This is a genomic window from Pseudoalteromonas holothuriae, assembly GCF_945859825.1.
GTDB lineage: Bacteria > Pseudomonadota > Gammaproteobacteria > Enterobacterales > Alteromonadaceae > Pseudoalteromonas > Pseudoalteromonas holothuriae.
In genome coordinates this window covers 311,797-336,881 of record NZ_CAMAPC010000003.1, presented here as the reverse complement: position 1 = coordinate 336,881, position 25,085 = coordinate 311,797, and the positions used below count along the sequence as shown (strand labels likewise).

General features: G+C 38.8%; 18 protein-coding genes. 7 read left to right on the top strand and 11 right to left on the bottom strand.

The window, feature by feature from the left end; all coding sequences use genetic code 11:
* Positions 1-58 precede the first annotated feature (58 nt).
* From OCI93_RS05720 to betI, 6 genes are all read right to left on the bottom strand, one after another.
* Positions 59-535 carry a 2TM domain-containing protein gene (locus OCI93_RS05720; RefSeq protein ID WP_261593728.1) on the bottom strand — a complete coding sequence of 159 codons (477 nt, stop codon included), beginning with the start codon at positions 533-535 and terminating at the stop codon, positions 59-61.
* Positions 536-1,062: 527 nt separating this feature from the next.
* Positions 1,063-1,761, bottom strand: a complete 699-nt coding sequence (locus OCI93_RS05715; protein WP_261625980.1) for a TorF family putative porin — start codon at positions 1,759-1,761, stop codon at positions 1,063-1,065.
* A 10-nt stretch (positions 1,762-1,771) separates the two neighbouring features.
* On the bottom strand, positions 1,772-2,989 hold the full coding sequence (locus OCI93_RS05710; protein WP_261625979.1) for a BCCT family transporter: 1,218 nt from the start codon (positions 2,987-2,989) through the stop codon (positions 1,772-1,774).
* A gap of 172 nt (positions 2,990-3,161) precedes the next feature.
* Complete coding sequence (gene betA / locus OCI93_RS05705; protein WP_261593733.1) at positions 3,162-4,829, bottom strand: choline dehydrogenase; 1,668 nt, start codon at positions 4,827-4,829, stop codon at positions 3,162-3,164.
* A gap of 11 nt (positions 4,830-4,840) precedes the next feature.
* Entirely contained in the window at positions 4,841-6,331 is a 1,491-nt protein-coding gene (gene betB, locus OCI93_RS05700) for a betaine-aldehyde dehydrogenase (protein ID WP_261593734.1), read from the bottom strand.
* A complete protein-coding gene (gene betI, locus OCI93_RS05695) occupies positions 6,321-6,911 on the bottom strand; it encodes a transcriptional regulator BetI (protein ID WP_261625978.1) in 591 nt (196 codons plus the stop codon). The genes betB and betI overlap by 11 nt, the downstream gene beginning before the upstream one ends.
* 576 nt (positions 6,912-7,487) lie before the next feature.
* On the opposite strand from betI, the gene OCI93_RS05690 reads away from it, so the two are divergent.
* Together OCI93_RS05690 and OCI93_RS05685 are read left to right on the top strand one after the other, a co-directional pair.
* Entirely contained in the window at positions 7,488-8,003 is a 516-nt protein-coding gene (locus OCI93_RS05690) for a hypothetical protein (RefSeq protein WP_261625977.1), read from the top strand.
* A gap of 299 nt (positions 8,004-8,302) precedes the next feature.
* Positions 8,303-8,488, top strand: a complete 186-nt coding sequence (locus OCI93_RS05685) for a hypothetical protein (protein ID WP_261625976.1) — start codon at positions 8,303-8,305, stop codon at positions 8,486-8,488.
* A gap of 214 nt (positions 8,489-8,702) precedes the next feature.
* On the opposite strand, the gene OCI93_RS05680 is transcribed toward OCI93_RS05685, so the two are convergent.
* From OCI93_RS05680 to OCI93_RS05670, 3 genes are all read right to left on the bottom strand, one after another.
* Positions 8,703-10,274 (bottom strand): tetratricopeptide repeat-containing sulfotransferase family protein, encoded by a 1,572-nt coding sequence (locus tag OCI93_RS05680; RefSeq protein WP_261593738.1) that lies wholly within the window; start codon positions 10,272-10,274, stop codon positions 8,703-8,705.
* A gap of 71 nt (positions 10,275-10,345) precedes the next feature.
* On the bottom strand, positions 10,346-12,760 hold the full coding sequence (locus OCI93_RS05675) for a TonB-dependent receptor (protein ID WP_261593739.1): 2,415 nt from the start codon (positions 12,758-12,760) through the stop codon (positions 10,346-10,348).
* A gap of 566 nt (positions 12,761-13,326) precedes the next feature.
* A complete protein-coding gene (locus OCI93_RS05670) occupies positions 13,327-13,926 on the bottom strand; it encodes a carboxymuconolactone decarboxylase family protein (RefSeq protein WP_261593740.1) in 600 nt (199 codons plus the stop codon).
* A gap of 107 nt (positions 13,927-14,033) precedes the next feature.
* On the opposite strand from OCI93_RS05670, the gene OCI93_RS05665 reads away from it, so the two are divergent.
* Positions 14,034-14,612 carry a MarR family winged helix-turn-helix transcriptional regulator gene (locus OCI93_RS05665; RefSeq protein WP_261593741.1) on the top strand — a complete coding sequence of 193 codons (579 nt, stop codon included), beginning with the start codon at positions 14,034-14,036 and terminating at the stop codon, positions 14,610-14,612.
* A gap of 254 nt (positions 14,613-14,866) precedes the next feature.
* Here the strand turns inward: OCI93_RS05665 and OCI93_RS05660 are convergent, their stop codons facing one another.
* Positions 14,867-15,364: a nuclear transport factor 2 family protein gene (locus OCI93_RS05660; RefSeq protein ID WP_261625975.1), complete on the bottom strand. Its 498-nt coding sequence runs from the start codon at positions 15,362-15,364 to the stop codon at positions 14,867-14,869.
* Between the two features lie 131 nt (positions 15,365-15,495).
* Here OCI93_RS05660 and OCI93_RS05655 point away from each other — a divergent pair, with 131 nt between their 5' ends.
* A complete protein-coding gene (locus OCI93_RS05655; protein ID WP_261593743.1) occupies positions 15,496-17,664 on the top strand; it encodes a S9 family peptidase in 2,169 nt (722 codons plus the stop codon).
* A 1,085-nt stretch (positions 17,665-18,749) separates the two neighbouring features.
* Here the strand turns inward: OCI93_RS05655 and OCI93_RS05650 are convergent.
* The gene (locus OCI93_RS05650; RefSeq protein WP_261593744.1) at positions 18,750-19,157 is read right to left on the bottom strand and encodes a hypothetical protein; all 408 of its coding nucleotides are present in this window, start codon (positions 19,155-19,157) and stop codon (positions 18,750-18,752) included.
* A gap of 317 nt (positions 19,158-19,474) precedes the next feature.
* On the opposite strand from OCI93_RS05650, the gene OCI93_RS05645 reads away from it, so the two are divergent.
* The 3 genes from OCI93_RS05645 (at position 19,475) to OCI93_RS05635 (ending at position 25,053) form a co-directional block, all read left to right on the top strand.
* Positions 19,475-22,018, top strand: a complete 2,544-nt coding sequence (locus OCI93_RS05645; RefSeq protein ID WP_261625974.1) for a putative bifunctional diguanylate cyclase/phosphodiesterase — start codon at positions 19,475-19,477, stop codon at positions 22,016-22,018.
* A gap of 250 nt (positions 22,019-22,268) precedes the next feature.
* Positions 22,269-24,389: a winged helix-turn-helix domain-containing protein gene (locus OCI93_RS05640; RefSeq protein WP_261625973.1), complete on the top strand. Its 2,121-nt coding sequence runs from the start codon at positions 22,269-22,271 to the stop codon at positions 24,387-24,389.
* A 379-nt stretch (positions 24,390-24,768) separates the two neighbouring features.
* Positions 24,769-25,053 carry a hypothetical protein gene (locus OCI93_RS05635; protein ID WP_261593748.1) on the top strand — a complete coding sequence of 95 codons (285 nt, stop codon included), beginning with the start codon at positions 24,769-24,771 and terminating at the stop codon, positions 25,051-25,053.
* The last annotated feature ends 32 nt before the right edge of the window (positions 25,054-25,085 follow it).

Here is a 25,085-nt window from a genome sequence, read left to right as displayed (position 1 = left end):
GTAATAACGACCTTTCGATCAAAAAATCAGCACTCAATTGGCAAGTGCTGCTTAATTATTATAGTTTTCTACCAAGACGCTTTTCAATTTGACGTTTTTCCCAATCGGGGCCAAATAAATTAAAAATCTCGAAGGTAGTAATACCATGACTAATGATACCAATGCCCCAGCCAAGCGCAGCCCACCAAGCCCAAATATATTCAGGTGAAATTATATAATTAAGTATAAATAACAATATAATACTTACCACATAGGTGATCAGATGTCCGTAAAAACCTTTAATGGCCTTGACTTGTTCAATCACCTCATGTTCTTCCTCAGTTATATTGATATTGGAATGCGTGTTTTTCATGTTAAGCTCCTGCTGAAGATCAGCGACAGTAGTTTCAAAAACAGCAGCTAAAGACTTTAGTGATTCTAAACTGGGTTGATGGCCTTGCTCTATACGCTGAATTGTTCTCAGGCTCAAGCCACTGAGCTGTGCTAGTTGCTCTTGTGACCATGCTCTTTGTAATCTCAATTTTCTGGTAACCACTGTGTTAGTCCTTGCTGTTGTGCTTAATACGAGCCTACTAAAGCTTAGCTTCACTTGGATACGTCATCAATGCGTTATTAGTATGACAAAGTTTATTTTTCAATAAGTTAAGCGAATAATTAAAACAGGAGCATCTACACTTTTTAAAAAGTGCGTCTAGTTGTTTACTTAACCTTAACCTTAGGTTTGGATAAGAGTTTTGAAATAGTAACTACGTAATAACTTATATATTTATCATCCAATGACGATACTTTGGTCAATATCAAGGCGATTTTATGCAGTAATAGCTGGCTATAACAACTAAAAGCAACGTAGATAGTGGGAAAGCTTTATTGGGCAAATTCTCTTATCCAGAGCTGAGGTTACTCAGTGTGATGGATTGAATGCAGGCTGACAAGCAAAATTCTTGGTTGTAAAGTGTATTATTTAATGTGTTTTTAGGTTATTGGTCGATGCTTAAATTATGACTTTTGAAACATAAAAAAGGCCAAGCTTTCGCTTGGCCTTACATACAAGTAGTAGGAGACTTATAAACTAAATGTGCGTGATGCGCTTAATACAATTCGCTCATCAGCAGTGTTGTAGTCTAAGCTGGTATTTTCAGCAGCAACTTCTATGTTAAAGCCTTCATAGCTTGTTTGGTAGGCAAGGCGGTAGTGGTTATATGACTTATCACCTGCATCCCACATATATTTTTCACCATCTAATGAATTAGAAACGTCAAAGCTTGCACGTATTGTATGACCCGGTGCCACTTCAATACTGTGTGCAATCATCGCTACAGTATGATCTGCGCCAGTGCCAAAGTAATCCCAGCTATACCAAAAGTTGAATTCAGTTTGGCCTAGAGAGTTGGCAAAACCAAATTTTGTGTAGACTTCAGGGTAGTTTCCATCATCAGAGCTACTATCACCATGGTAGCTGTAGTAAGCAATACCATAGTCAGCGCTCCAGCTATCATTTAGTGTTACATACTTACCGACGTAAAAGTCTACCTCTAAGTTGCTGTCGTCAGCAAAGTCTACATTTGATGCCCAAGTGCCTGCATATACGCCGTTGTCAAAACCATAATCAAGACTTGCTTGCAAAGCTGGGTCGTTCTGGGTTTGGCTTACACCGTTAAAAGTATAATCAGACGCTGCGGTAACGGTTGTTGACCAGTTAGCCATTGTATGGCTTGAAGCCAATGTTAGTGCACTTAATAGTAGAGTTCTAGTTGTTGTCATTTGGTAATCCTTAGCTAGCAGTTTCAATTTTGCTGTAATCAATTTTGTTGTCTTCAGGTGAACTGTTAATTTGGCTTACGGTTTTAAACTTGCCATAGCCGATATATGCGGCACATGAGAAGAATAAACCAATTACTAACGCGCCAACCCATTGAATTTGCAAAAACTCGAGTTTGAACAATAGCGTTAATAACGATAGCGCAACAATGTTAAATAGCATGTAGTTGCGCATACCTAAACGTTTTACAGTTAAATTTAAGTTGTCTGTATATAAGCGAATGAGTGAATCGAGTGAGTTAATCACAAAGACGACACCGACAAACACCATGGCAAAGTTTTTAATGCCTTCAGTTGGAATGCCTGCTTCATGATAGTGATATAACACACTAAACCATATTGCGATTGGTATTGATGGGAATATCAACATAGCACCGAGCACTTGATAGGTTTTAAGACCACCGACAAAGCGAGAAGTGAACTGCCCAATCATAATACTCCATGCAAACCACCAAAATAAGTAAAATTCATGATAATCATTGAGGGGGAGTACAAACTCATTAATATGTCCAAAGTAATCACCAATTAGGGCAAATTTATTGGCAAATTCTCCCATACCGCTATCGCCAAATATAAATGCCGCAGCCCACATATATGTAATTAAGGCGATAAACATCCAAGTGGTTGAAATACTCAAAAAGCGTACGTATTTTAAACTGGTGCTCGAATAAACAGCAAAGCATATTGCCGCAAAGACTAATAAGTAAAAAGTAGGAATAATAGAACTACCATCGCCAACCTGAGGTAGATACCAAGGCAGGTTTGAAAGCAGTAAATATGCAGTAAATGCACAGGTACCAATAATGATTACATTATTAATTAACTTCACCCAAGGAATTTCAAAAAATTTCACTTTGGGTTCTATTACGCAGAAATAAAAACAGGTGAGGAAGTAAAATCCCCAGATTAAAAACCCCCAAAAACCAAACTCGATGGCCAGTGGGTTTGCAAACGCATACTCTGGGCTTGCTTTTATGTCTGCGTAACCCGCAAATTCAGTAAGAGGAAACATGATTAGTCCGACATCTAAGCCTGACGTAAATAGTATGGCGATAAACGTAAACGTTTTAACTGGTGTTACGCCAACACACTGTAAATTACCCCATTTAAACAATACTAAAGCAATCGCTAATAGAGTGAAAATAATACCAGCACTAAGCCATATGGTCATTGTCACCCTCCCAAAATAAGTAAAAATAACTCATTATTTCTCCGTTTTTTTTCTATTATCTTGCGTTAATGCTTAAATGATTGAATTTATCAACCACCTTGGAATAACCAATTTATTCCGCACGCCACTGCAAGCTCTTGCCTAAGTAATGCTACCTAGGCAAGTGGCAAATTTAAAACTGTGAACTACGTTGCAGGCTTTGCCATTGTGGCTCCATGGCTACCGTTGCATCTGGATTAGCCAATATGCTTTTACCTAAAATATGATCGGCTGCTTTTTCTGCTACCATAATTGTGGGTGCATTTAAATTGCCGTTTGGTATGGTTGGGAAAATAGAAGAGTCCACTACTCGCAAACTGTTTATACCGTGTACTTTGGTGTATGAATCAACCACCGCTAGTGCATCTTCTCCCATTTTGCATGAACAAGAAGGGTGGTAAGCACTTTCTACCGCTTGACGTACAAAGGTATCAATTTGTTCATCGGTTTGTATGTTTTTACCAGGCTGAATTTCATCATCACGGAAGTCATCAAAAGCACTTTGTTCGATAATTTCACGTGTCAGGCGCACACAGGCTCTAAAGCCTTCTATGTCTGCTTGGTGTTGAAGATAGTTAAACTGTATTTTTGGCGCGTCATCAGGGTTACTTGATGCAATGGTAACTGTGCCTCGGCTTTTAGGCTTATTGTGACCAACATGAACCTGAAAGCCATGACCTGCAAATGCACTTTTCCCATCGTAGCGAATAGCAGCCGGTAAAAAGTGGTATTGTAAATCTGGCCATTCAACCCCTGGTTTTGAGCGAATAAACGCACAAGACTCAAAGTGATTGGTAGCCCCTAAGCCATCTTTAGTCAGTAACCAACGTGCACCAATTAAACCTTTAGACACTAGCCCCAATTTTCCATTTAGCGTGATAGGTTGTTTACACTTGTATTGAAAATAAAACTCTAAGTGATCTTGTAGGTTTTGACCGACGCCAGGTAAGTGATGTTGCACTTCTACGCCAGCTTTCTCAAGTATGTTTTTATCACCAATACCTGAGAGCTGAAGTAAATGTGGTGAACCGATTGGGCCTGCACTTAATATAACCTCTCTGCGGGCATGAGCGGTGACCACTTTACCTTTTAATTTGTACTCAACCCCTTGTGCTTGCTTCTTTTTGAGTAGCACGCGTTGGGCCTGAGCACCGGTGACGATAGTCAAATTACTGCGACGCTTGATTGGGTCTAAATAGGCACGGCTTGCAGAGCAGCGGCGGCCATTTTTAACCGTCATATGCATTGGGCCAAAGCCTTCTTGCTGCGCAGCGTTGTAGTCGTTAGTTTTGGCATAGCCAGCTTGTTGGCCCGCTTCAATAAAGGCACGGTAAAGTGGGTTTGCCATTTCGTTACCATTATTAACACCCAATGGCCCTTCTGAGCCACGGTGCGCATTTTCACCTAAGTACCAAGACTCTGCTTTTTTAAAATAGGGTAAACAGGCTTGATAATCCCAACCTTGCGCGCCGTGTTGTTGCCATTCATCAAAATCTTTTGCATGACCACGTACGTAAACCATGCCGTTAATTGAAGATGACCCACCAAGTACCTTACCGCGGGGGCAGTGCATCTTGCGATTATCTAAGTATGGTTCAGGCTCTGTGTGAAATTGCCATGCATATTTATCGGTATTCATTGGAATTGACAGTGCGGTAGGCATTTGAATAAAAATGCTTTTGTCACTACCACCGGTTTCAAGTAGCAATACTTTATGCTGGCCATTCTCAGTGAGTCTGTTAGCTAATACGCATCCTGCGGAGCCTGCACCAACTATGATGTAATCATATTTCTGGGTCATGATGTCTCCTATTAAAACGGGCTGTCGATTTTGTTCATACCTACGTACACCGACTTAGTTTGGGTGTAGTGATCAAGCGTTTCGATACCATTTTCTCGACCAATACCTGAGTGTTTATAGCCACCAACAGGCATTTCGGCGGGTGAATTTCCATAGGCATTGATCCAACAGATCCCAGCTTGTAGCTGGTGAATAACACGGTGTGCGCGTTGAATATCTTTAGTAAATACACCCGCAGCTAAACCTAAGTGGGTGTTATTGGCACGCGTAATGGCTTCTTGCTCGTCATCAAACACTAATACGCTCATAACTGGGCCAAAGATTTCTTCTTTTACAATGCTCATATCATCTTGGCAGTCGACAAAAATTGTTGGAGCGACAAAATAACCATTAGGGGCTGAATCTGGACTAAGCGCATTGCCACCAGTTAATAGTGTTGCTCCCTCTTCAATGCCTTTGGCAATATAATCAAGTACTAGTTGCTGATGAGGTTTTGAAATCAGCGCGCCAAGATTAACCTCTGGGTCCATAGGATCGCCAGCGACAATATTGCTTTCAGTGCGTGTTTTAAGCTCGCTAATGAACTGCTTGTATATATCTTTGTGAACGTAAATACGTGTACAGTTAGTGCAAACTTCGCCTTGAGTATAAAAGTTACCTAGCATGGCAGCGCTTACCGCTTCTGTAATGTCTGCATCATTAAATACGAGTAATGGAGACTTACCACCAAGCTCCATAGTCACATCTTTTAAAGTGCTTGCTGCACTGGTCATGACTTTTTTACCTGTACCCACTTCGCCAGTGAAAGACACTTTTTCAATATCTGGGTGGGCTGTTAACCACTGACCTACTTCAGCAGCACCTTGAACTACATTAAATACGCCGTCAGGAATGCCTGCTTCTGTGAAAATTTCAGCCAGTTTTAATGCGCCTAATGGTGTTTCTTCAGAAGGCTTAAACAACAATACATTACCTGCTGCAAGTGCTGGGCCTGATTTCCAGCATGCTATTTGTAGTGGGTAGTTCCAAGCGCCAATACCTGCACAAATACCTAGCGGTTCTTTGCGTGTATAATAAAAGTCTTGACCAACCATTTGTTGTTGCCCAACTTGTGCTGGGGCGAGGCCTGCAAAATATTCTATTACATCTGCACCTGTTTGCACGTCTACGCATTCGGCCTCTTGCCATGGCTTACCCGTATCAAGCACTTCAATTTTAGCCAGCTCATCATTGCGCTCACGCAGCAGCTCTACTGCTTTGAGTAAAATGCGGCTGCGTTCAATAGGTGCCATAGTCGACCAAGCTGCAAAGCCTTGTTTAGCGCTTTCAATCGCTGCTTTTTGAACCGACTCATCAGCCACTTCAACGCGATAAATTACTTCACCTGTCGCTGGGTTTTTTACCGCAAAACTTTCACCAGTTTGGTTAGGCTTGTATTGGCCGTGAATAAAGTTTTGGTAGACGGGGATGTTTGTCGTCGTGGTTGTCATATTAGGCTCCATACTGGCTGATTAATGAGCGAACGTACTCTTTTGCAAGCTCTTTACTGTGTTTAAAGTGGTCTTTGTCTGATTGACTTAATACGGCACGAAGCCATAATCCATCAATCATCGCAGCGCTAAGTTCTGCAGCGCGTTTTGCATCTTGCTCGTTCATAATTTGTCGAAATGAACTTGCAAGGTTGCTGTATAAGCGCTGGCTATTCACATTTTGTAGTCGGTGTAACTCCGGGTCGTGCATTGACTGTGCCCAAAAGCTTAGCCAAGTACGGGTAGTATCTTTACGTTGTTGTACTAAAGCAAAGTTAGCCTCAATGATATACATAAGCCTCTGCTGGGGCGATGTGCTCGGCGAGACTTGTTTTAGCAGCTCATATTTTAAACTGGATAATAAATACCGAACCGTTGCCTCAATAAGACCCTGTTTACCACCAAAGTAGTGGCTGATTATCCCTGAAGATAATCCAGCTTTTTTGCTAATACTATTAATAGTTGTACCTTGTAAGCCTAGCTCAGCAACCGACTCTATGGTGGCCTTAATTAATTGCTCACGGCGTACAGGTTCCATTCCGACTTTGGGCATATTTTTATTAATTGAACGTTCAATAAAGATAAAGGTTAAAGGGTTAGTGGTTGTATTTCAAGGTTGACATTTGCAATTTGGCGTAAATTCAGGTTGCTGGCTTGAGCTTAAAGTGTTGATTAATAGTGTTATTTTTAACTGTTGAATTTTCTAGAATATTTTTTGTTCAAGTTGTGGGGTTGCTTGTGTTTTCACCAGAAATCGTATAAATAGTTAACAGTAAGAAATTGATAAGTAAAAGTATGTGAGTGCAAAAATACATTTTTATCCTTGTAGCTAATGTAGCTAAGAAAATAATCAACATTAAAAAAGTGCTTAGGCAACCTACCGCGTAATCGCTCCTTCTTGGTCATTCACAGCTGCCATAAACCATTATGTAGCACGGCCATTTGTGTATCAAAAGCCTTTAATTTGAAAAGTTCATACCTAAAAGATGTGCACTCCATATAGTCAAGCAAAGAGTAGATATTAATTACAAGGTATTGTGTTTTTAAATTGGGTAATTTAAGGTGGTTGTGGTTACATAAATGTAAAGTATATTTATCTAAAAGTTGCTTTAAAAATAGGAGAACTAAAATGAAAAAAGCTTTAATTTTTATTGTATTAGCAAGTACAGTTTTGAGCACTGTCAGCCATGCAAGTGCGCCGCAAGGTTGGCAAGGTTACTATAAAGGTGAGTGTGAGCTAATTACACCAAAGCGTGGTAGCTTCAACCGTTTTGCCATGGCGTTGGAAGTTACAGATGTTAATGATCAAAAAGCAGATTGGGTTATCACTTATGGTGAGGGGAAAATGCAGCAAGTAAGGAATTATACTTTGCAGAGCATTGACAAGTCATTAGGTCATTATGCAATAGATGAAAACAACGGTATTGTGATCGATCAGTATTTAGTCGGTAATGAATTTATGAGCTTGTTTGAAATTGGTAGTTCAAAAATTCAAGCTACCTATACGTTAGATACTAATGGCACGCTGGACGTGTCGATGGAAACCTTTACCTTTGATCCTATCAGGGAGAAGAAAGTTGGGCCATATACAGTGGCAAACTATGCGCTTAAAGTTAAGCAAAAATGCCGTTTATTTAAATGGTAATAAACTGTGGTTAATAAAAACAAGTACTTACACCATGGCTTTTTGATTTTAATCGGCTTTTAATAACCAATGCCCTGCATTTGTTATTAAATTTAAGACTATAACTGCGCTGTAAGCGACTTTTTAGTATGTGTTTTGTAACACTTTCATAAAATCCTAGGTTTTAAAACCAGTAACAAATAGCCTTACGGCCAGATTTTTAAAGCTATAGTATCACTTTATAAACAAGTCGGTATTTTTATTTACATTTATTTTGTTTTTTGTGTATATTATTTGTGTAACTAAAAAAGGAGATATCTATGTTACTTAAACTAAACAAAAAGAAAATTAAAACACTAAGCCAAGATAATTCATCTATTCCTGAAAATATGACCCCGCAAATCGCTGGTGGCACCAACATTAACAGCAGCTATAATACTTACCGTTGCCAAGTTACAAGTGATGGGCCTGATTGCCCAGGTAATTTAACTTCTAGAGCCTGCTAATTATTACCAGGCACTCATGTATTGAGTGCCTGATTTATACTATGGAACTAAATAATTGGAACTTTAATTGGTGTTTATAAAAATGTTCCGAATTTTAACTTTTGTGTGCTTTTAAGTTGTTTTCTGATTATTGGCATAACCATTTGATTATTAGAAGAGTTCAGCTGCAAGTTTTTAAGATCCAACTAATGAGGGCAAGCTTATGATTCTACTTTTAGCTTATAACCCCTTGAGATATTAAATAAGTCTGAATTTCCTTTGTATATTGTGAGAATTGCCTCCAACGGCCTATAGATTTATTATTTAGTGGCTGACGAACCTGTACTTTACTGGCTGTGGAAACCGGCGCGGTATTTAAATGAAAATCTACACACTGACTTTGCCAAGGCAAATTGCAGTAGTTCAGTAAGCCTTGAATTTGCTGCTCGGGCTTTGCGACTAAATCTTCATATTGCAATATTTTAACCTGCTCGCCGTGTAATGTTTGCCAATGTTGCATGAGTTTATAAAATCGGGCATAGAACTTGGCTGTATCCATTAAATCAAGTGAATATTGATAATATGGATTGTTAATAGTAAACAGCTGTCGATAATTACCTATACAAGTGTCAAGCGGGTCGCGTAGCAAGCAGATAATTTTTGCATTGGGCAGTGCTTTGCGAATTAAGTCTACATAAAAAAAGTTAAATGGTAATTTGTCGATAAAATGGGCCGTTTTTCCAGTAATAACTCGTGTTGCACTTAAGTAACTTTGCCCAAGTGTAGCAAAATCAAGTTGGTAGGCTTTTTTTATGGTTGAGTCATCAAGGACATGGGGGCTGGTAGTTTGGCTTAATTGCTTGGTACAAATACCAAAGTCTTGTAGTTCTCCGGCCGACATGACATCACTGTGACTAGATAAAATACGTTCAACCAAGGTGGTGCCAGAGCGCGGCATACCCAGTACAAAAATGGGTTCGTTGCTTTGTTCTCCGTGTATGCAACTGCTCTTATTTTGTATACTTAAATTAGTAAGCGTGTTGAATAGTTGCTCAGAGGTGGCATTGTCAAACTTGGTTTGTTGGCGCTTTAGTGATTTACCTTGATTTAGTGCTGCAAAGGCTAAGTCGTAATGACTGGTATCTTGGTATTCTTTTGCTAAAGCATGGCCTATGTGTAATTTTGCATCGGGGTTTATGGCACGTTCAAATGCCTGTGTTAGTCGAGGTATATGATTGTGCTTTTCATTTACTTTGGTTAAATCAGATAATGCGAAATGCGCCTGATGATGATCAGGGTTAAGCGTAATAGCTTGTTCAAAGGCGTTTTCGGCTTTGTCGAACAGTCCTAGAAACTTACAACAGACCCCATAATTATAAAAAAACTGCGGTTGGGTTTTGGTTAGTTCGAGTGCTTTTTCATAGTATTTTATGGCTTGTTCATGTAAACCAATATGACTGAGTGCAACGCCTAAAGTGTCAGCATTGAGTGCGGAATTGATTAAGTAAGGGGCGATTTTTTGCGCCGTTTTTTTAGCAGCATAGAGCTGACCATCTAAAGCATAACATTTTGCCAAGTGAACTTGATACTCAGTATTTTTAGAAAAACTTAACGCTTTTTCAATTAGCTTTATGGCTTTTTTGATTTGTCCAACTTGCACATTTACCATGGCTAGCAAGAAGTACCCATCGGCATGGTTAGGGTCTGTTTGCACTAAAGTGACTAAATATTGATGGGCTTGTTGAATTTGCCCATGATTCAAAGCCTTTATGGCTTGCTGGTGCAGGTGTTTTACATTGGGCATCATGATGTTAATTATTCTTATGTAAATAAAAAGGCTCAAACACCGTTTGAGCCAAAAGCGTAACCTGTAGTTAGTTACAGTTCAAACTGATAATCAAACTTAATACCGACGGTAAGCGGACGGTTTAAGTAATGACCGTAGTTACGTTGAATATTGGCACCATTAGCGGATGTAATATCTGCTTTACTGCGCCTGACAGATGTGAAAGCATATTTGTTGAATAAGTTATTTACGTACAAAGTACTAGACCATTGATCGCCAGTTAACTTAGCTGAAATATTACTCAATGCATAACCTGGCAAGGTTTCGCCATTATCATGTAACCCCACTTTTGAGATAAAGTCGCTTTGTGCAGTCAATCCGTAGTTAATATCTAGCAGCTTATCGTTAAATATTTCAGTTTGATAATTGATACCCAACGAAAACTGATGTTCTGGAGAGCCTGGTAACCTGTCACCATCCATACCACCATCTGTGCCATCGGTATTAAATAAAAACGGTGCATCTTCGGTGAGCTCTACTTTGGTATACGCATAAGTTGCATAAGCGGTAAAAGCGTCTGTAAGCATAGCGCGTGTTGCAATCTCAATCCCTTTGGCATTGGCAGATCCCGCATTAGAAGTATAAGGCAGCTGCCCAATCTCAGTAGCGCCACCAATTTGAGCATCTTCCCAATCTACATTAAACAGGGCTGCATTAAAGTGGAAGCGGTTCTTCATCCAGGTGCTTTTTAAGCCGAGTTCGTAGTTGGTCGTGGTATCGTCTTGGTAGAGCATTTCGTTTGGTTTACCGCAGCCCGCTTGATTAGCAGGAAGTGGGTCTGGGCAGGGGGCTAAGCCATTTGAGCCTCCAATCCGAAAGCCTTCACTTACCGTCGCATATGCCATAACTGTGTCAGAAAACTGATAACTGACATTAAACTTAAATAAGCTGCCATCATCTTCTGCAAAACTGTTTTCAAATACGAGGTTTACATCATCAGGGCCCGCATCACCAAAAACTGTATTCAATAATGGGAAATCGACGGCAGAGTCTGCATCTACTTTATATTCATAAAAGCGTGCACCAAGTGTTAGAGTCAACTTATCATTGACCTGATAGCCGACCTCGCCAAATATTGCTTGTTCTGTAATTTCGCTGCGATCTGCTGAATAATATTCTAAACTGTCAGGACGAACTTGTGCGCCGCCAAAATTAGCCACTGCGAACTGACTAAAGCCGGGTGTATACTCTTTGCTTGACCCATTGTTTTTAAATTTATTGTAAAACCCGCCAACAATCCAATTCCAATCAGAGTCACCTTGAGAAACTAAGCGCAGTTCTTGCGTGAAGGTTTCTTCTTCTTCAACTTCACGGGTAAATGACGAAAATGAAGGAAACTCTTCATAACCGTAGTCTAAACGAATTAACAAGTCGGTTTGGTCACGCTGGCCATCGGCTTCAAACTCAGAAAAGCCAGTTGCCGATACAAGCTCTGCAAAGCCTAAGTCTGCTTTAATTTCTAAGCTAAGTAATGAGTCTTCTTTTTCTCTAGGCTCTTCGTAGCGATAAGCAGACTCATACTTGCCAATACGGGCGCTTAAACCATTATTTGAATTTAGACTGTTATGATGAACAATTGAACGGCCTTCGCTGTCTTGTTTCTGATAAAAGTAATTAAGGGTACTGTCTAGCCAATCATTGGGTGCCCAGCGCAGTGATATACGCCCAGTCGTGGTGGTTTCACCATTATTATCTTTTGCTTTGCGTAAGTTTTGGTCTATATCACTTTGGTTGGTCCAGTCAGGGTCAGGTTTTGATACGCCTCCATCGCGCACGACATAGTTGTAATCAATAAAGCCTGGGTCTTTATAAACATTGACACTGGCACGTATGGCGAGTTCGTCAGCAATGATAGGGGTGTTAAATATAAAACCTGATTCGCCACCAATTGAATCACTTTCGCTATTTTGGAATAAGTCGCCATACACTTTGCCGGTTGTTAAGTCTAATTCAGGAGCTTTGAGCATATAGCGAATTGCGCCACCCAATGTGCCTGCACCATACAATGTGCCTTGCGGCCCAATTAATACTTCTACTCGTTCAACATCTGTTAAACGCATATCAATACTAACGGGTATTTCACCTATGTAGGTCGCAACGGTATTACCATCAGAGTCAGGGCCAGATGAATTTGTATTCAACCCTCGGACTATAATGGGTGAACCTGAACGGCCACCTTGATCTGTGACTGTTAAACCTGGCACCCAACGGGCTACATCGGCTAGTTCACCAATATTTTGATCCTGCATTACATCGCCATCAAGTGCGGTAATATTTAAAGGCGCTTCTTGTACAGAACCTGCACGCCGAGTCGCGGTTACTTGAATAACCTCTAGTGACTTGTTTTGCTTTGCTTGCGCATCATCAGCATTTGCCAATGTTGGAATGATAAGCGTACTGGTAAACACACCAGATATGGCTAATGAAAGTAAGCTTGGTTTAAACATGATTTTTGCATCCCCATTGATACATTGTTGTTTTTATGCTCATAAAGAAAAGCATAAATTATGGTAAGCGACAAGCTGCTTAATAAGATAGGGTGAATTTATATTCACAAAGATTATCTTTTAATGCATTTTAATCGTGGTTTTTATAAAAATATAGTGAAATGATGAATTAAAATATTTTTTTTATATTTTTAGCACTAATGATAAATAAAGTTTTCACATTATTAATTAATATGCATCAAATTTGCATAAATTTGATTCTTTTTTATATGACTGTAAACAGTTAGGGGCTGCACAATGGGGTAGTAAATAATATCGTATATAGAGGTGCTCTATTGTTACATGTAGGAGTATATAAAATATTAGCTCAGTAATAGGGCAGCGTTTATTTCATAAATGAGGCTATTCAACGTAGTATCAATGTGGTGAGAATGTGAACTGTGAAAATTAAAGTGAGCCAACTGAGAGGCACAAAACGTCATAATCGCTGGTGTACTCAGCGCTTATTATTATTTTTTTGAACTATCATACGAATATGTGGCGCTCTCAGTAAGCTCTAACCTTAGTTAGCTATTGGTTTGATGCTTACCTACCTGCCACTGGTTGTGTGATAAGTAAGTTTCTCCTGCGTTAATGGCACCCGTTTCTAATGTAGTAGCCATTGAGTCATTCCAGCGATTTAGGTAACCAAATAAAGAAATAACACCCAGTATTTCAACAACCTCTCCATCATCCCAATGCGACTTTAATTGACTTTCAATCGTTTGATCAACTGCGTTTGGAATGCTAGATGCAGCTAAAGCAAATTCAAATGCTGCTTTTTCGGCGTCTGAAAACAGCGTACTGTCACGAAATTGCCAAATATTTTGTAAGCGGTCATTATCACCTCCGTAGCGCTTGGCAGCTAAGATAGTGTGTGCTTCACAATATCGACAGCCCGTATTTGCGCTAGTGATATAACCAATTAGACGTTTTAATTCACTGGTTACTTTGCCGTGGTTCTCCATTACCGCTTTATTTAGGTTTATAAATGCTTTGGCAATATGAGGGCGGATCTGCATGGTTAAAACGCTGTTTGGACAAAAACCCAAGGTCTCATTAAAAAACTTTGCAAGTTCTGCAACTTCTTTGTTTGCATCTTGTGCTAGAGGGGTAACTAACGCCATAATGTAATCCTATTAATGTTTTTATGTTGCATTTGCAACATAATTTAAGCGGTTTTTAAGTACTTGTCTACTAAAATGTGGGCAGCTTTAATGTACTGGATGAGATTATGAGTAACAAAGCGCGCCAAGCAGCTTTTGAATTATCAAAAAATATAGAGCAACCATATGATTTATATAATCATGTTCCTTATCGAATTGCGGTTGCGAGTAACTTGTTAGCAATGGATAGAGATGCTTATATAAAAAACTTAACAGGACTTGAAACTAGAGAGATCCGAGTGCTGTTGAATATTGGTTCATACGGACCCATTAATGCTGCTGATATAGCATATCAATCTCGTTTAGACCCTTATTCAGTGAATCGTGCAATTAATACCTTGATGAAGTTGGCATTAATTTGTGCTGATAATGATCATGCTAAGCAACGCAGCAAATTGGTTAAGTTAAGCACACATGGCTTACCACTTTATGAGCAGGTTATAAGTCATATGCGTGAACGTGAGGCAAGTGTGTTGTCCGACATCAATGAGCAAGAAAAGCAATTGTTGCTCTCATTACTTGAAAAGATTGAGTTGCGAGCTGAAACCGCACTGGCACAAAGTGCGTCGCAGCTGCAAGCTCAAGGTCACTCAATAACACGAGATCAAAAAGAGTTAATTCGTTGGCATAAGCGTTCAACTAAGTAGTTTTAGTCCATATATCTGTTGAACTTTGCTATATGTTTTGCAGCAGTCATTTGGATATTTTCCCAAGGCAGAATCTGCATCCATAGTTATGCTATGTGAGCCAATTGATAACGTATAAAAAATGCCTGAATGGTGCTGCCCAAAGGCTTCACCTAAGGGGTTCACTACTTTGTTATTCGCAACTGACATAAATTATTATGCTACATGGCTCATTTCGCGTAATGAAAGCCTTTGATTTGAACAAAATTCATACCTCAAAGATCAATATGCCCTAAAGTGTCCATTCTATCTATCAGTACTTTTCTTGTTTGTATAAAGCAGCGACCATTGTCGAGTAATAAAGAGTCTACGTAACGACCATTAAAAATCTTAGTCGTTTTCTGTTTATCTTTTTTATCAATCATATAAAGAATAAAATGGGCGGTACTACTCAAAGTATTTATGCTGTTAGGTTCAATATGCATACTGGTGATCATATGAATGGTTTTGTTACTTAGCATTGCTTGCGCTGCCCTATCAGCTATTTGCTTATTAGAGCTTAATGATACATTTAGTTTAGGAATATTAAATGTGGCATCTTGTGTAAATAAGGCTTGGTAATCCTTTATCGGGCCATTATCACGAAATTTAATATAGTTTAAAATGGTTTTTTCACATGACTTCACGGCAATAGAGGGTGGTGTTGTGGTATTTTTACAACCGATTATGGCTAGCAATAAAGTTGTGATAAAAAGTGCTTTTTTTGTTTTCATTTGTAATATCTGTTAACTTTTATTTACTCAGGCTACTGTCACTACAGTAATATTTCAATTATATTGACGACAAATAATCATATTATAGTGACTCTTTAGCTCACGGAATATTATAAACAAGGATATTTAGGATGAAACAATCAGTTGTTTGGCAGCTTGCGCTGTCGTCTGTTATTTTGGCAACCGGATGCCAATCTACACCCAGTGACAATACTCCCCCTGTTAGTAAAACTGAGATTGCAACGGTCACTGCACCTATTGCCTCTAAAATACCCCATAAAACGATGATACATGGTTATGAATTGGTTGATAATTATCATTGGCTGCGTGACGATACTCGCACAAGTAAACAAGTTATAACTCATTTAGAGAAAGAAAATCGCTATACTGACAAGGTGTTAGCACCAAGCGAAGCATTGCGGACGCAACTGTTTAGCGAAATCAAATCAAAAATTGTTAAAGACAATCGATCTGTACCTGTTCAAGAAGGTCGCTTTTTTTATTTTACAGAGACGGTTGGTGAGCAAGAATATGCGTCTATCTATCGTAGTTTAAATGTTGATGGCTCTGAGCCAGAGCTGTTACTAGATGTAAACGAGCTTGCGAAGTTACATGAGTTTTATTCGCTAGGAGATATAGAAGTTAGTCCAAACACCAAACTACTTGCTTATACGGAAGATACCCTAAGTCGCCGAATTTATACGGTGAAAGTTAAAGACTTAGTAACGGGCAACATGTTAGAAGACGAGTTAACAGGCGTGCAAGGAGGTGTAATTTGGGGTAATGATAACAAAACACTTTACTATGTTAAAAAAGACCCAGTTTCTTTGCTTGGTACGCAAGTATTCCGACATATTTTAGGAACGCCACAAAGCCAAGATGAGCTTGTATATGAAGAAGCGGACAATACCTATTACACCTATATCAGTCGCAGTAAAGATGGGGAGCAAATTTTTATTCATCACTATAGCACTGAGTCCAAAGGTATATCAGTTATGTCTGCTAATGAGCGTAATGCGAAGCCTAAGCGATTGATTGCTCGTGAGAAAGGCCTTGAATATAGTGTCGCAAAACATAATGATTGGTATTATATTTTAACCAATCTAAATGCGGTCAACTTTAAGTTGATGAAAGCTCAGGTAGTTAACGTATCAAATAAAGAAAACTGGGAAACCGTTATTGAGCACCAGCCAGATGTTAAGCTAGAAGATATCAGTTTATTTGACGACCATTTAGTGTATCAAAGTCGTCAGCAAGGCCAGTCAAAAATAATTATTCGAGAACTATCAAAAAATAAAGAACATGAACTTGCGTTTAACGACCCTGCATATAGAGTGTCTATGACTGGTAATACCACACTAAGTAGTGATAGTGTTCGAGTGAAATATGCCAGTATGACGACCCCCAGTACAACGTTTGAAGTTGACTTAAATGACTATACCAAAACCACGTTAAAACAAGATAAAGTACTTGGGGAGTTTTCATCAGATGATTATCAATCTGAACGCGTTTTTATAACTGCTCGCGATGGTGCGAAGGTGCCGGTGTCAATCGTGTATAAAAAATCCTTATTCAAAAAAGATGGCAGTAACCCGTTATTACAATACGGATATGGTTCATATGGCCATACCGTTGACCCTAGTTTTTCTGTAAGCCGTTTAAGCTTACTAGATAGGGGCTTTGTCTATGCGATTGCACACATACGAGGTTCGCAAATGTTGGGGCGCCCTTGGTATGATGAAGGAAAGAAATTAAACAAAATGAATACATTCAACGATTTTGTTGATGTAACAAAAGCGCTCGTTGCTCAGGGTTATGGTGATAAAAATCGTATTTATGCACAAGGTGGTAGTGCAGGTGGGTTATTAATGGGGGCTGTCATTAATCAAGCGCCGGAGCTATACCATGGTGTGCATTCTGCAGTTCCATTTGTAGATGTGATCAATACCATGTTAGATGCGTCTCTTCCTTTGACAACCAATGAATATGACGAGTGGGGCAACCCAAACGATAAAACATACTTTGATTACATGCGTTCATATTCACCTTATGATCAAGTATCAAAGCAAGACTATCCAAATATGTTGGTTACAACAGGTTTGCACGACTCTCAGGTTCAGTACTTTGAACCTGCAAAATGGGTCGCTAAGTTGCGAGAATTAAAAACTGATGATAACAAATTGTTGTTGAAAGTAGACATGGAAGCGGGACATGGTGGAGCATCAGGGCGTTTCAAACGTATCAAAGATACGGCATTAAACTATGCTTTTTTCATTGAGCTTGCAAACGGGCGTCTATAAGTACTAACGGTTAAAATATTGATTATTCTAGTGTGCTAAATGATGCATTAATTGCGTCAAAATGACTGATGTAGAATGACTATGTTACTTGGTTACTAAGCCATTTATCTGCCGCCTTCTCCGATGAATGCAGACAGAGTTTTATATCAACCAAAAAATAAAGCCTCGCAAATGCGAGGCTTTGCATCCAAGTTTTTAATTTAATTGTCTTATAAAAAGAAAGTTTCGTTAGTCCAAAAGTTATTTCTCGAGGGTTTATAGCAATTTTAGACAATGAACCGGACCAATAATAAAGTTTGCCACTTTGCGTGTAAAAAAATCCCCATTATATCAATTTTTTAAAACATTGATCATTCTAGTGAGCTAAGTGACTCATGTTGAATTATGGCATCCCGAAATTTTATCTTGTTACTAAGCCACTTATCTGGTGCAATCTGAGTAGATGTCGATGGTTTTTAGTTATTGTTTGAACCTCATTGGTAAACACACTTACTCAAAATTGATGAGAAGCGGCGAATTAAACCAATCAAGGCAAAGTGCTAGCGAAGAGTATTAAATGCAATTGCTATAATTAAAGCTCAGTATGTTGTATTGGGCTTTGAAATTGAGTTACTTTTTTTTGGGTTTTTGTGTTTTGATCATGCGCGATGCGAGTGCATATACAACATAGATAAGCACCAGAGAATTACTAATTACTAGCATTTCTTTATCTGTTATAAACATCCAAATCGCCGCTAGTACAGTCAAAGCAATGGTAAAATGCGACACCAAAGGGTTCACTTTTTTGTTTTTCATATACGAAATAATGCTTAATTTTAAACTCACCTACAGGTAATTATAACGAGTTGGTAGGTAGAGTGCGAGTTAAGATTTAAGGTGCATCAGGATATTTTAAAATATGCCTCACTTATTTAATTTCACGCAGTTTACATAATAGGAGTGCAGGCTGGTTTGTGGGTATTGCAGTGGTTTGATAGCAGCTACGCGAATAACGCTTGCTTGTGTGACAATAACACTCTGTTTAAGGCAGGTAACGTAACCAAATTTTCGCGATTTGGACGACCTGCACATGAACAAGGTTGGTTTTACGCGCATCGAAAATTCACGGTAATGACGTACGGTGCACCCATTGAGTCAAGTACAGCCACACCAGCTAATGTTGTGACGGCGGCAACATCGTCAACATAACCATCACCGAGTATCCACAGCCATGTACTTGCTTCTGTAACAAACTCTGCCGTTGAGTGGTTGTCTAAATATTCTTTTTCAGGTTCTTCACCCTGATAGTCTACTTTTTCGTTTATTACTATGAATTTGCTGTCATTTTTTTCGCAAAAATGCTCTGCCTGACCAAGGGCTTCTTTAATGCCTTTATTTCTGTCTACTGATTTAACGACAACATAATGTTTGTTGCTTCCTGGTCTAACATCGTCATGGTGTGCACATGCTGCTAAAAATACCGTGGTCGTGAGCGCAATGAGTAAGTGTTTCATCTTTTAACCCTGAGTTATTTATTGAAGGCGCTATTATTTGTGGTTGAAGTAAATAGAGCCAGTAAGAAACTGTAAAAATATGCGTAATAGTGCAGCTTCAGAAGTGTTTTGACCAACAGTTCTAAGCAATAAAAGTAAAGCGATGGATTGAAAATTCCGAGCTTTTTTTGGTATTTCATGAAAGGGAACAACTGTTTAACGGAGATTTTGTACTGGTGTTCGCAACTTTGTTGATCCACCTATATGTTATAGGTAGTTTAATAAACTATTATTTGGCGTTTTGTTTGTCTGATTAACACAAGAAGGTGTGAGAACTTATGGATTTGTCTGTCACTCGCTTTTATAACTTACAAAGCACTGAGCAAAGGTATCAATATACTCTGCATACGCTTTACCAACGTTTAAAAGCAGAACATTGCGTAATTGGCAAATTTGTTAATAACGGGAGCCAGGTAAAAACACTTCATTATTTACATGACGGCCAACTTAGAGATAACTTTTTATATGAGTTAGCTGGCACACCTTGCAGCGATGCTAAGGAGCAAAACTATGTTTGTTTAATAGACAGTAAATTACAGCAGCTTTACCCAAAAGATGAGCTACTTAATGTATTAGATATACATAGTTACTTGGGAGTAACGTTGCGTGCACCAGACAATAAAGCTGTTGGCATACTTGTATGTATGTTTAATGAACCTTTTACCGTAAGTGACAAAGATAAACAATGGTTTTTGGAATTGAGTTTGATTGTTGCAACGGAGCTTAGCCATAATTTAGAGATGGCAGCGAAAGAGCTGCTCTTGAAACAACTAGCCAAAGGCGAACGTATCGCAAAACTGTGTTCTTGGAGTTGGTACATAACGCAGAATCAGCATTGGTTTAGCCATCAGATGTCGAGTTTATTACATATTGATAGCAATGAAGCTTCATTCGATTGTTTTTTAGCTAACTTACACTGTGACGACAGTCAAAAGCTCACCAAAGAGCTTGAGCTTGTCCGACAAGGTAAGATCAATAAGTTTGATATGTTGGTGTCTCATAAGAACATGAGCGCAACGCAAGGGTTATTGCATATCGTTGGGGAAGTTGAATTAAGCGATGAACATGTAAATGAGCGAGTGCTTCGAGCAACACTTCAAGATGTAACTTATACCTCGTCATTGAATCGCCAATTAGAACTAACAAATGTGGTGTTTGAGAATGCATCGGAAGCATTTATGATCACAGATCACCGTAACAAAATCATGATGGTTAATCGCGCATTTGAACAACAAACAGGGTACTGTGCAGCAGAGCTTTACGGTGAAGACCCCGCCATTTTATCATCTGGGAAGCAACCTAAACAGTTTTATAAAAGTATGTGGCAGCATCTGCAACAAACAGGCTTTTGGAAAGGTGAAATATACAATAGAAGAAAAAACGGTCAGGTGTTTCCGGAGGAGCTTACCTTAAACGCAGTGCGCGGTGATGATGGGAAGATCACAAACTATGTTGCTATTTTTCGAGATATTAGCAATTGGAAGCGAAATGAGGCTCAGCTTACCTTTTATGCTAATCATGAAGCGCTTACAGGGCTGTTAAATAGACGTAGTTTTATGCTCAGCCTAGACAAGTACCTAGATAAGTCTTATGGGTTTTTTAATCTATCTTTAGTGTTCATCGGCTTAGATCGATTTAAGGAAGTTAATGACATATTTGGCCCTGAAATTGGCGATAAAGTACTGATAGCGGTTGCTGATAGGTTGCAAAGTACACTAAAAAGAAAAGATATCGTCAGCCGTTATGGTGGTGATGAGTTTGCGTTGCTAATTCAGCAGTTGCAGTCTGATCAGGTTATTAAATACGCCCAGCAATTAAAGCAGCGACTAAGTGAGCCTTATATGATTGATGAGCTTACCATTGAATTGACGGTCAGTATTGGCGTTGCTCATTTAGATGCAAAAAATAAAATACATGGACCAACTTTGGTACGTAACGCTGCTCATGCGTTGAGCAGCGCAAAAAAGCAGGGGAGATCATGTGTTGCCTTGCATGATGAAGCAACACAAAGCGCTTATCTGAAAAAAATAAAGTACAGAGATAAGCTTAAGCACGCGTTAAAAACAGATGCTCTGAGCGTGTATTACCAACCTGTGATATGTATTAAAACCAGTAAGATAATAAAATTTGAAGCGTTAATCCGTTGGTTTGATGATGAGTTTGGTACTGTATCTCCTGCGTATTTTATTCCGATTGCTGAAGAGTTTGGCTTGATCCACTTAATCGGACAGTACGTGCTGGAAACAAGTTGCCGAGATCTTGCTATGGTCCATAGTAAAGGTTTTAAAGATATTAGCTTTTCTATCAACCGATCTATCAATGAATTTCAATCTAGTAACAATCAAATGGCGCTCATACCAGAGTCAATAGAGCGTTTTGGTTTGCCTTATCATGCCCTTACAGTAGAAGTCACAGAGTCTATGGCCGCAAATAAGTATACGTGGCGAGTATTAAGAGTGTTGAGAAAAAAGGGGATTCAGATTGCTTTAGATGATTTTTGTACTGGTTACTCTTCTTTAAGTAACTTAATTGAAAATCAAGTGGATTTTGTCAAAATTGATAAGTCGTTCATGGACAGTATGGGTGAGGACCGTAACAAGCAAATAATGGTGAAGTACTTAGTTGATTTAGGTTCTCAGTTAGGTATAAAAGTGATAGCAGAAGGGGTTGAGCAGTCAGACCAATTACAAATGCTCTGCGATTTTGATTGTCATTTAATACAAGGTTTTATTTTTAGCCCAGCTAAACCGATACAAGAATGTTTGCAGATGCTTAAAAAATATCAGCAAGTGCCTATACCGATCAAGCAACGCAACTGCTAAAACATGAGACACTTTATTTATCCAATTATATTGGATTTCAAGTCCTTCAACGAAGCACGTTAAGCTAGCCTTAGATTAGCTACAATGAGGCTTAGGTAACATGCCTGCTCTAACATTGGTTTAACTGATTTTATAAAAACTATTTTTTTCAGTATGTTATTGGTTTTATATTTGGTAGCAAACGAGTTTATGTTAGTGTAAATAAAGATTGTAGGTTCGCTATAAAGCTATTTTTTAGAGGTAAGTAAATATGGTGCAGCAGTATTGGGTGGGGGATTTTTTTATTGATTTATCTAGAAACCAAATCACTAAAAATGAGGAAACTCAAACCTTAGCACCAAAGGCAATGCGTGTTTTAACTCATTTAGCCAATAATCAAGGCAAAGTGATAAGCCAAGATGCGTTATTAGATCACGTTTGGCAAGGCACGGTTGTGTCACCTAATACACTACAAAGAAGTATCGCCCAATTAAGGCGAGCATTTGGCGATGATGGTAAAGATCAGGCTTATATCAAAACGCATGCTAAGCAAGGTTATAGCTTGGAGTGTAATGTACGCTGGGGCGAAGAAGAACCTGCTATTACAAGCGCCAATGCAAAACACTCGACTAGAAAGGCCCCAGATAAACTTCAAAGTGTGATTCAATTTAGGTTGGTTCCTATGGTGTTGCTAACCGTACTTATGCTTATGATCTTGGGCGCCACTGGTTATCGGTACATGGCTGATAATTCAGCGCCTCAGTTAGTTATTTCACACATGCGAGCGCTGACCGCAACAGATAATAAAGAAAGTGCCGGTATATATTCGCCCGATGGACAATATATTGTTTTCCATCGTTTTTCAGAGCAAGAATGTATTAATAATATTTGGGCTAAAGAGATTAAATCTCAGCAAGAGTTTCAGTTAACAAAAGAGTTAGGCGTATATAGTAACCATAGTCTTTCGCCTGATGGACAAAAGCTAACTTTTATCTCTATCGGAGATTGTGCTGAGCCAATTACTCAAAAAAAATGCTATCAACTGGTCAACTTAGATTTTAACAAGGCATTACATAGCTCACAATTGCCTACGGTATTGATGGAGTGTAAGACCTCAAAGATCAGCAACCCTATTTGGCTATCAAACAATAATATTGCACTCATGCAACAAACTTCAGATAGCTGGAAGCTCATTAACTACTCAGTAGATCAAAATCGCAGTGAGGTCATTTATGAAATAGAAAATGGCAGTGTGATAGATTATGATTTTTCGCTACAGAAGGGACAGATAGCATTAACCAGTATTCATGGTGATGGACACTACTATATTGACATGCTCAAGCCTAATGGTGAGGTGATCTCAAGCAACCGTATAATTCTCCCTGAAGGGATTGGTAGGTATCGATTTATTTACCCTAATTTTTCACCTTTGGATGACCGGTTAATTTTTAGTATTGGTAAACGTCTGTTTATGTTGGCAACGGATGGTACAGTTAGTAGAGTCAGTTTGCCATTAGATGAGCCTATTGGAACGCCGAAAATTCATCCGCACGGCAACAAGATGCTGGCTATCAAAGGTTACTACGATAGCGATATTATATCGATGCCAATTTCTGATATTGGCAAACTTAAACAACATACTGATGAACCTGTATATGCAGTTTTACAGCGTTCAAATGTAACAGAAGATAGCGCAAAATTTCAGCCTTCAGGTGAGCTTGTTGCATTTAAATCTGAACGTTCAGGTGAAGATCAAGTTTGGATTGCAGATAAAAATGGAGCACGGCAGCTGAGTCAGTTTTCTATGGATACCTATTTATATGACTTGCAATGGGCTAAAGATGGAAAGAGCATTTTAGTCAATGCTGATAAAGAGTTTGTACAATTGTTTTTAGATGGCACAGTTAATAAATTTGATTTAAAACACGCAGCTAATGAGTTATTTCATTGGGATAGTGTTAAACAAACAGCTTTAACACTTATATGGTTTAATGGAAAAAAGCGGCTTGCGCAGCTTAATTTAGTTAACCCCAGCAAACATGTTATTTATGATAAAACGGCTGTTTGGGCACAAAAAAACACCAGTGGAGATATAATATTTACTGACTTAATGGGTCGTTTTTGGTATCCAGGGCCTGCCGAAGACCAATTGATAGAGGCACTAAACGGACAGGGTAGTGATAGGCGCTTCGTTGTAAATAAAGATATTATATATGGGATTAATGATGACTTTGAGTTGTGGTCATATTCACTCAGTGATGGTGAATTTAAACTATTCGGAGATGTGCCTAAAAATATAGATTATGTAACTGATTCTGATGGTGAAAATCTATTAATGAGTATTCAGATTGCATCGAGAAAAGAAGTGCTTGAACTTTATTTTGAACATTAAAGACTAAGGCGTGCTAATTCTTTGCTGTGTGCATTTGTGGCAGTCATTCGGCTGTTTCTCCAAGGCAGAGTTGCTTTGGGGCTGTTAATATCAGTGCTTGGACTTATTTAGCTGCAAGGTTAGCGCATATGGTTTTTTATTACTAAAAATTTAAAGCTGCGCGCAGTGCCGCATTTGGTGTTAGCTTAGCAAGTTTACTCGTTATATTTGTTGCAGGTATTGCTAGCTGACTCTAAATTAATACAGTGCCTGCATCATAACTTGGTTGTAGATATCCAAAAAAATTAACAACGTAGGTATAAATGATTATACCATCGTGTTGGTTGGTCATATTGGCTTGCCAATTCTAATCAGATTTAGCTATTACAAGGGTTCAGTTATGAATGTAGAGAAAGCAAAAAAACGTATCGCAAAGCAAGTTAAAAAAGGCTTTAATGGCTACCCTCAAATCTCTTTAGAATACTTTGGAAAAACACCAAGCTGTGCCAATGAAGTGATTATTTCATTTACTTTAGAAGAAGGCGCACAGCCACAAGAACAAAAGTTTTTAAGTAAAAATGACGCCAGAGAAGATGAAACAATACAGTCTACTTTAGTGAAAATAATTGAGCGAGCCAATGCCAATACAGTGACTGAGATTGAAGGTATTTCTATCATGGCGTGAGAGGCGTATGAATCGCGCGAGCTAGCGACTGA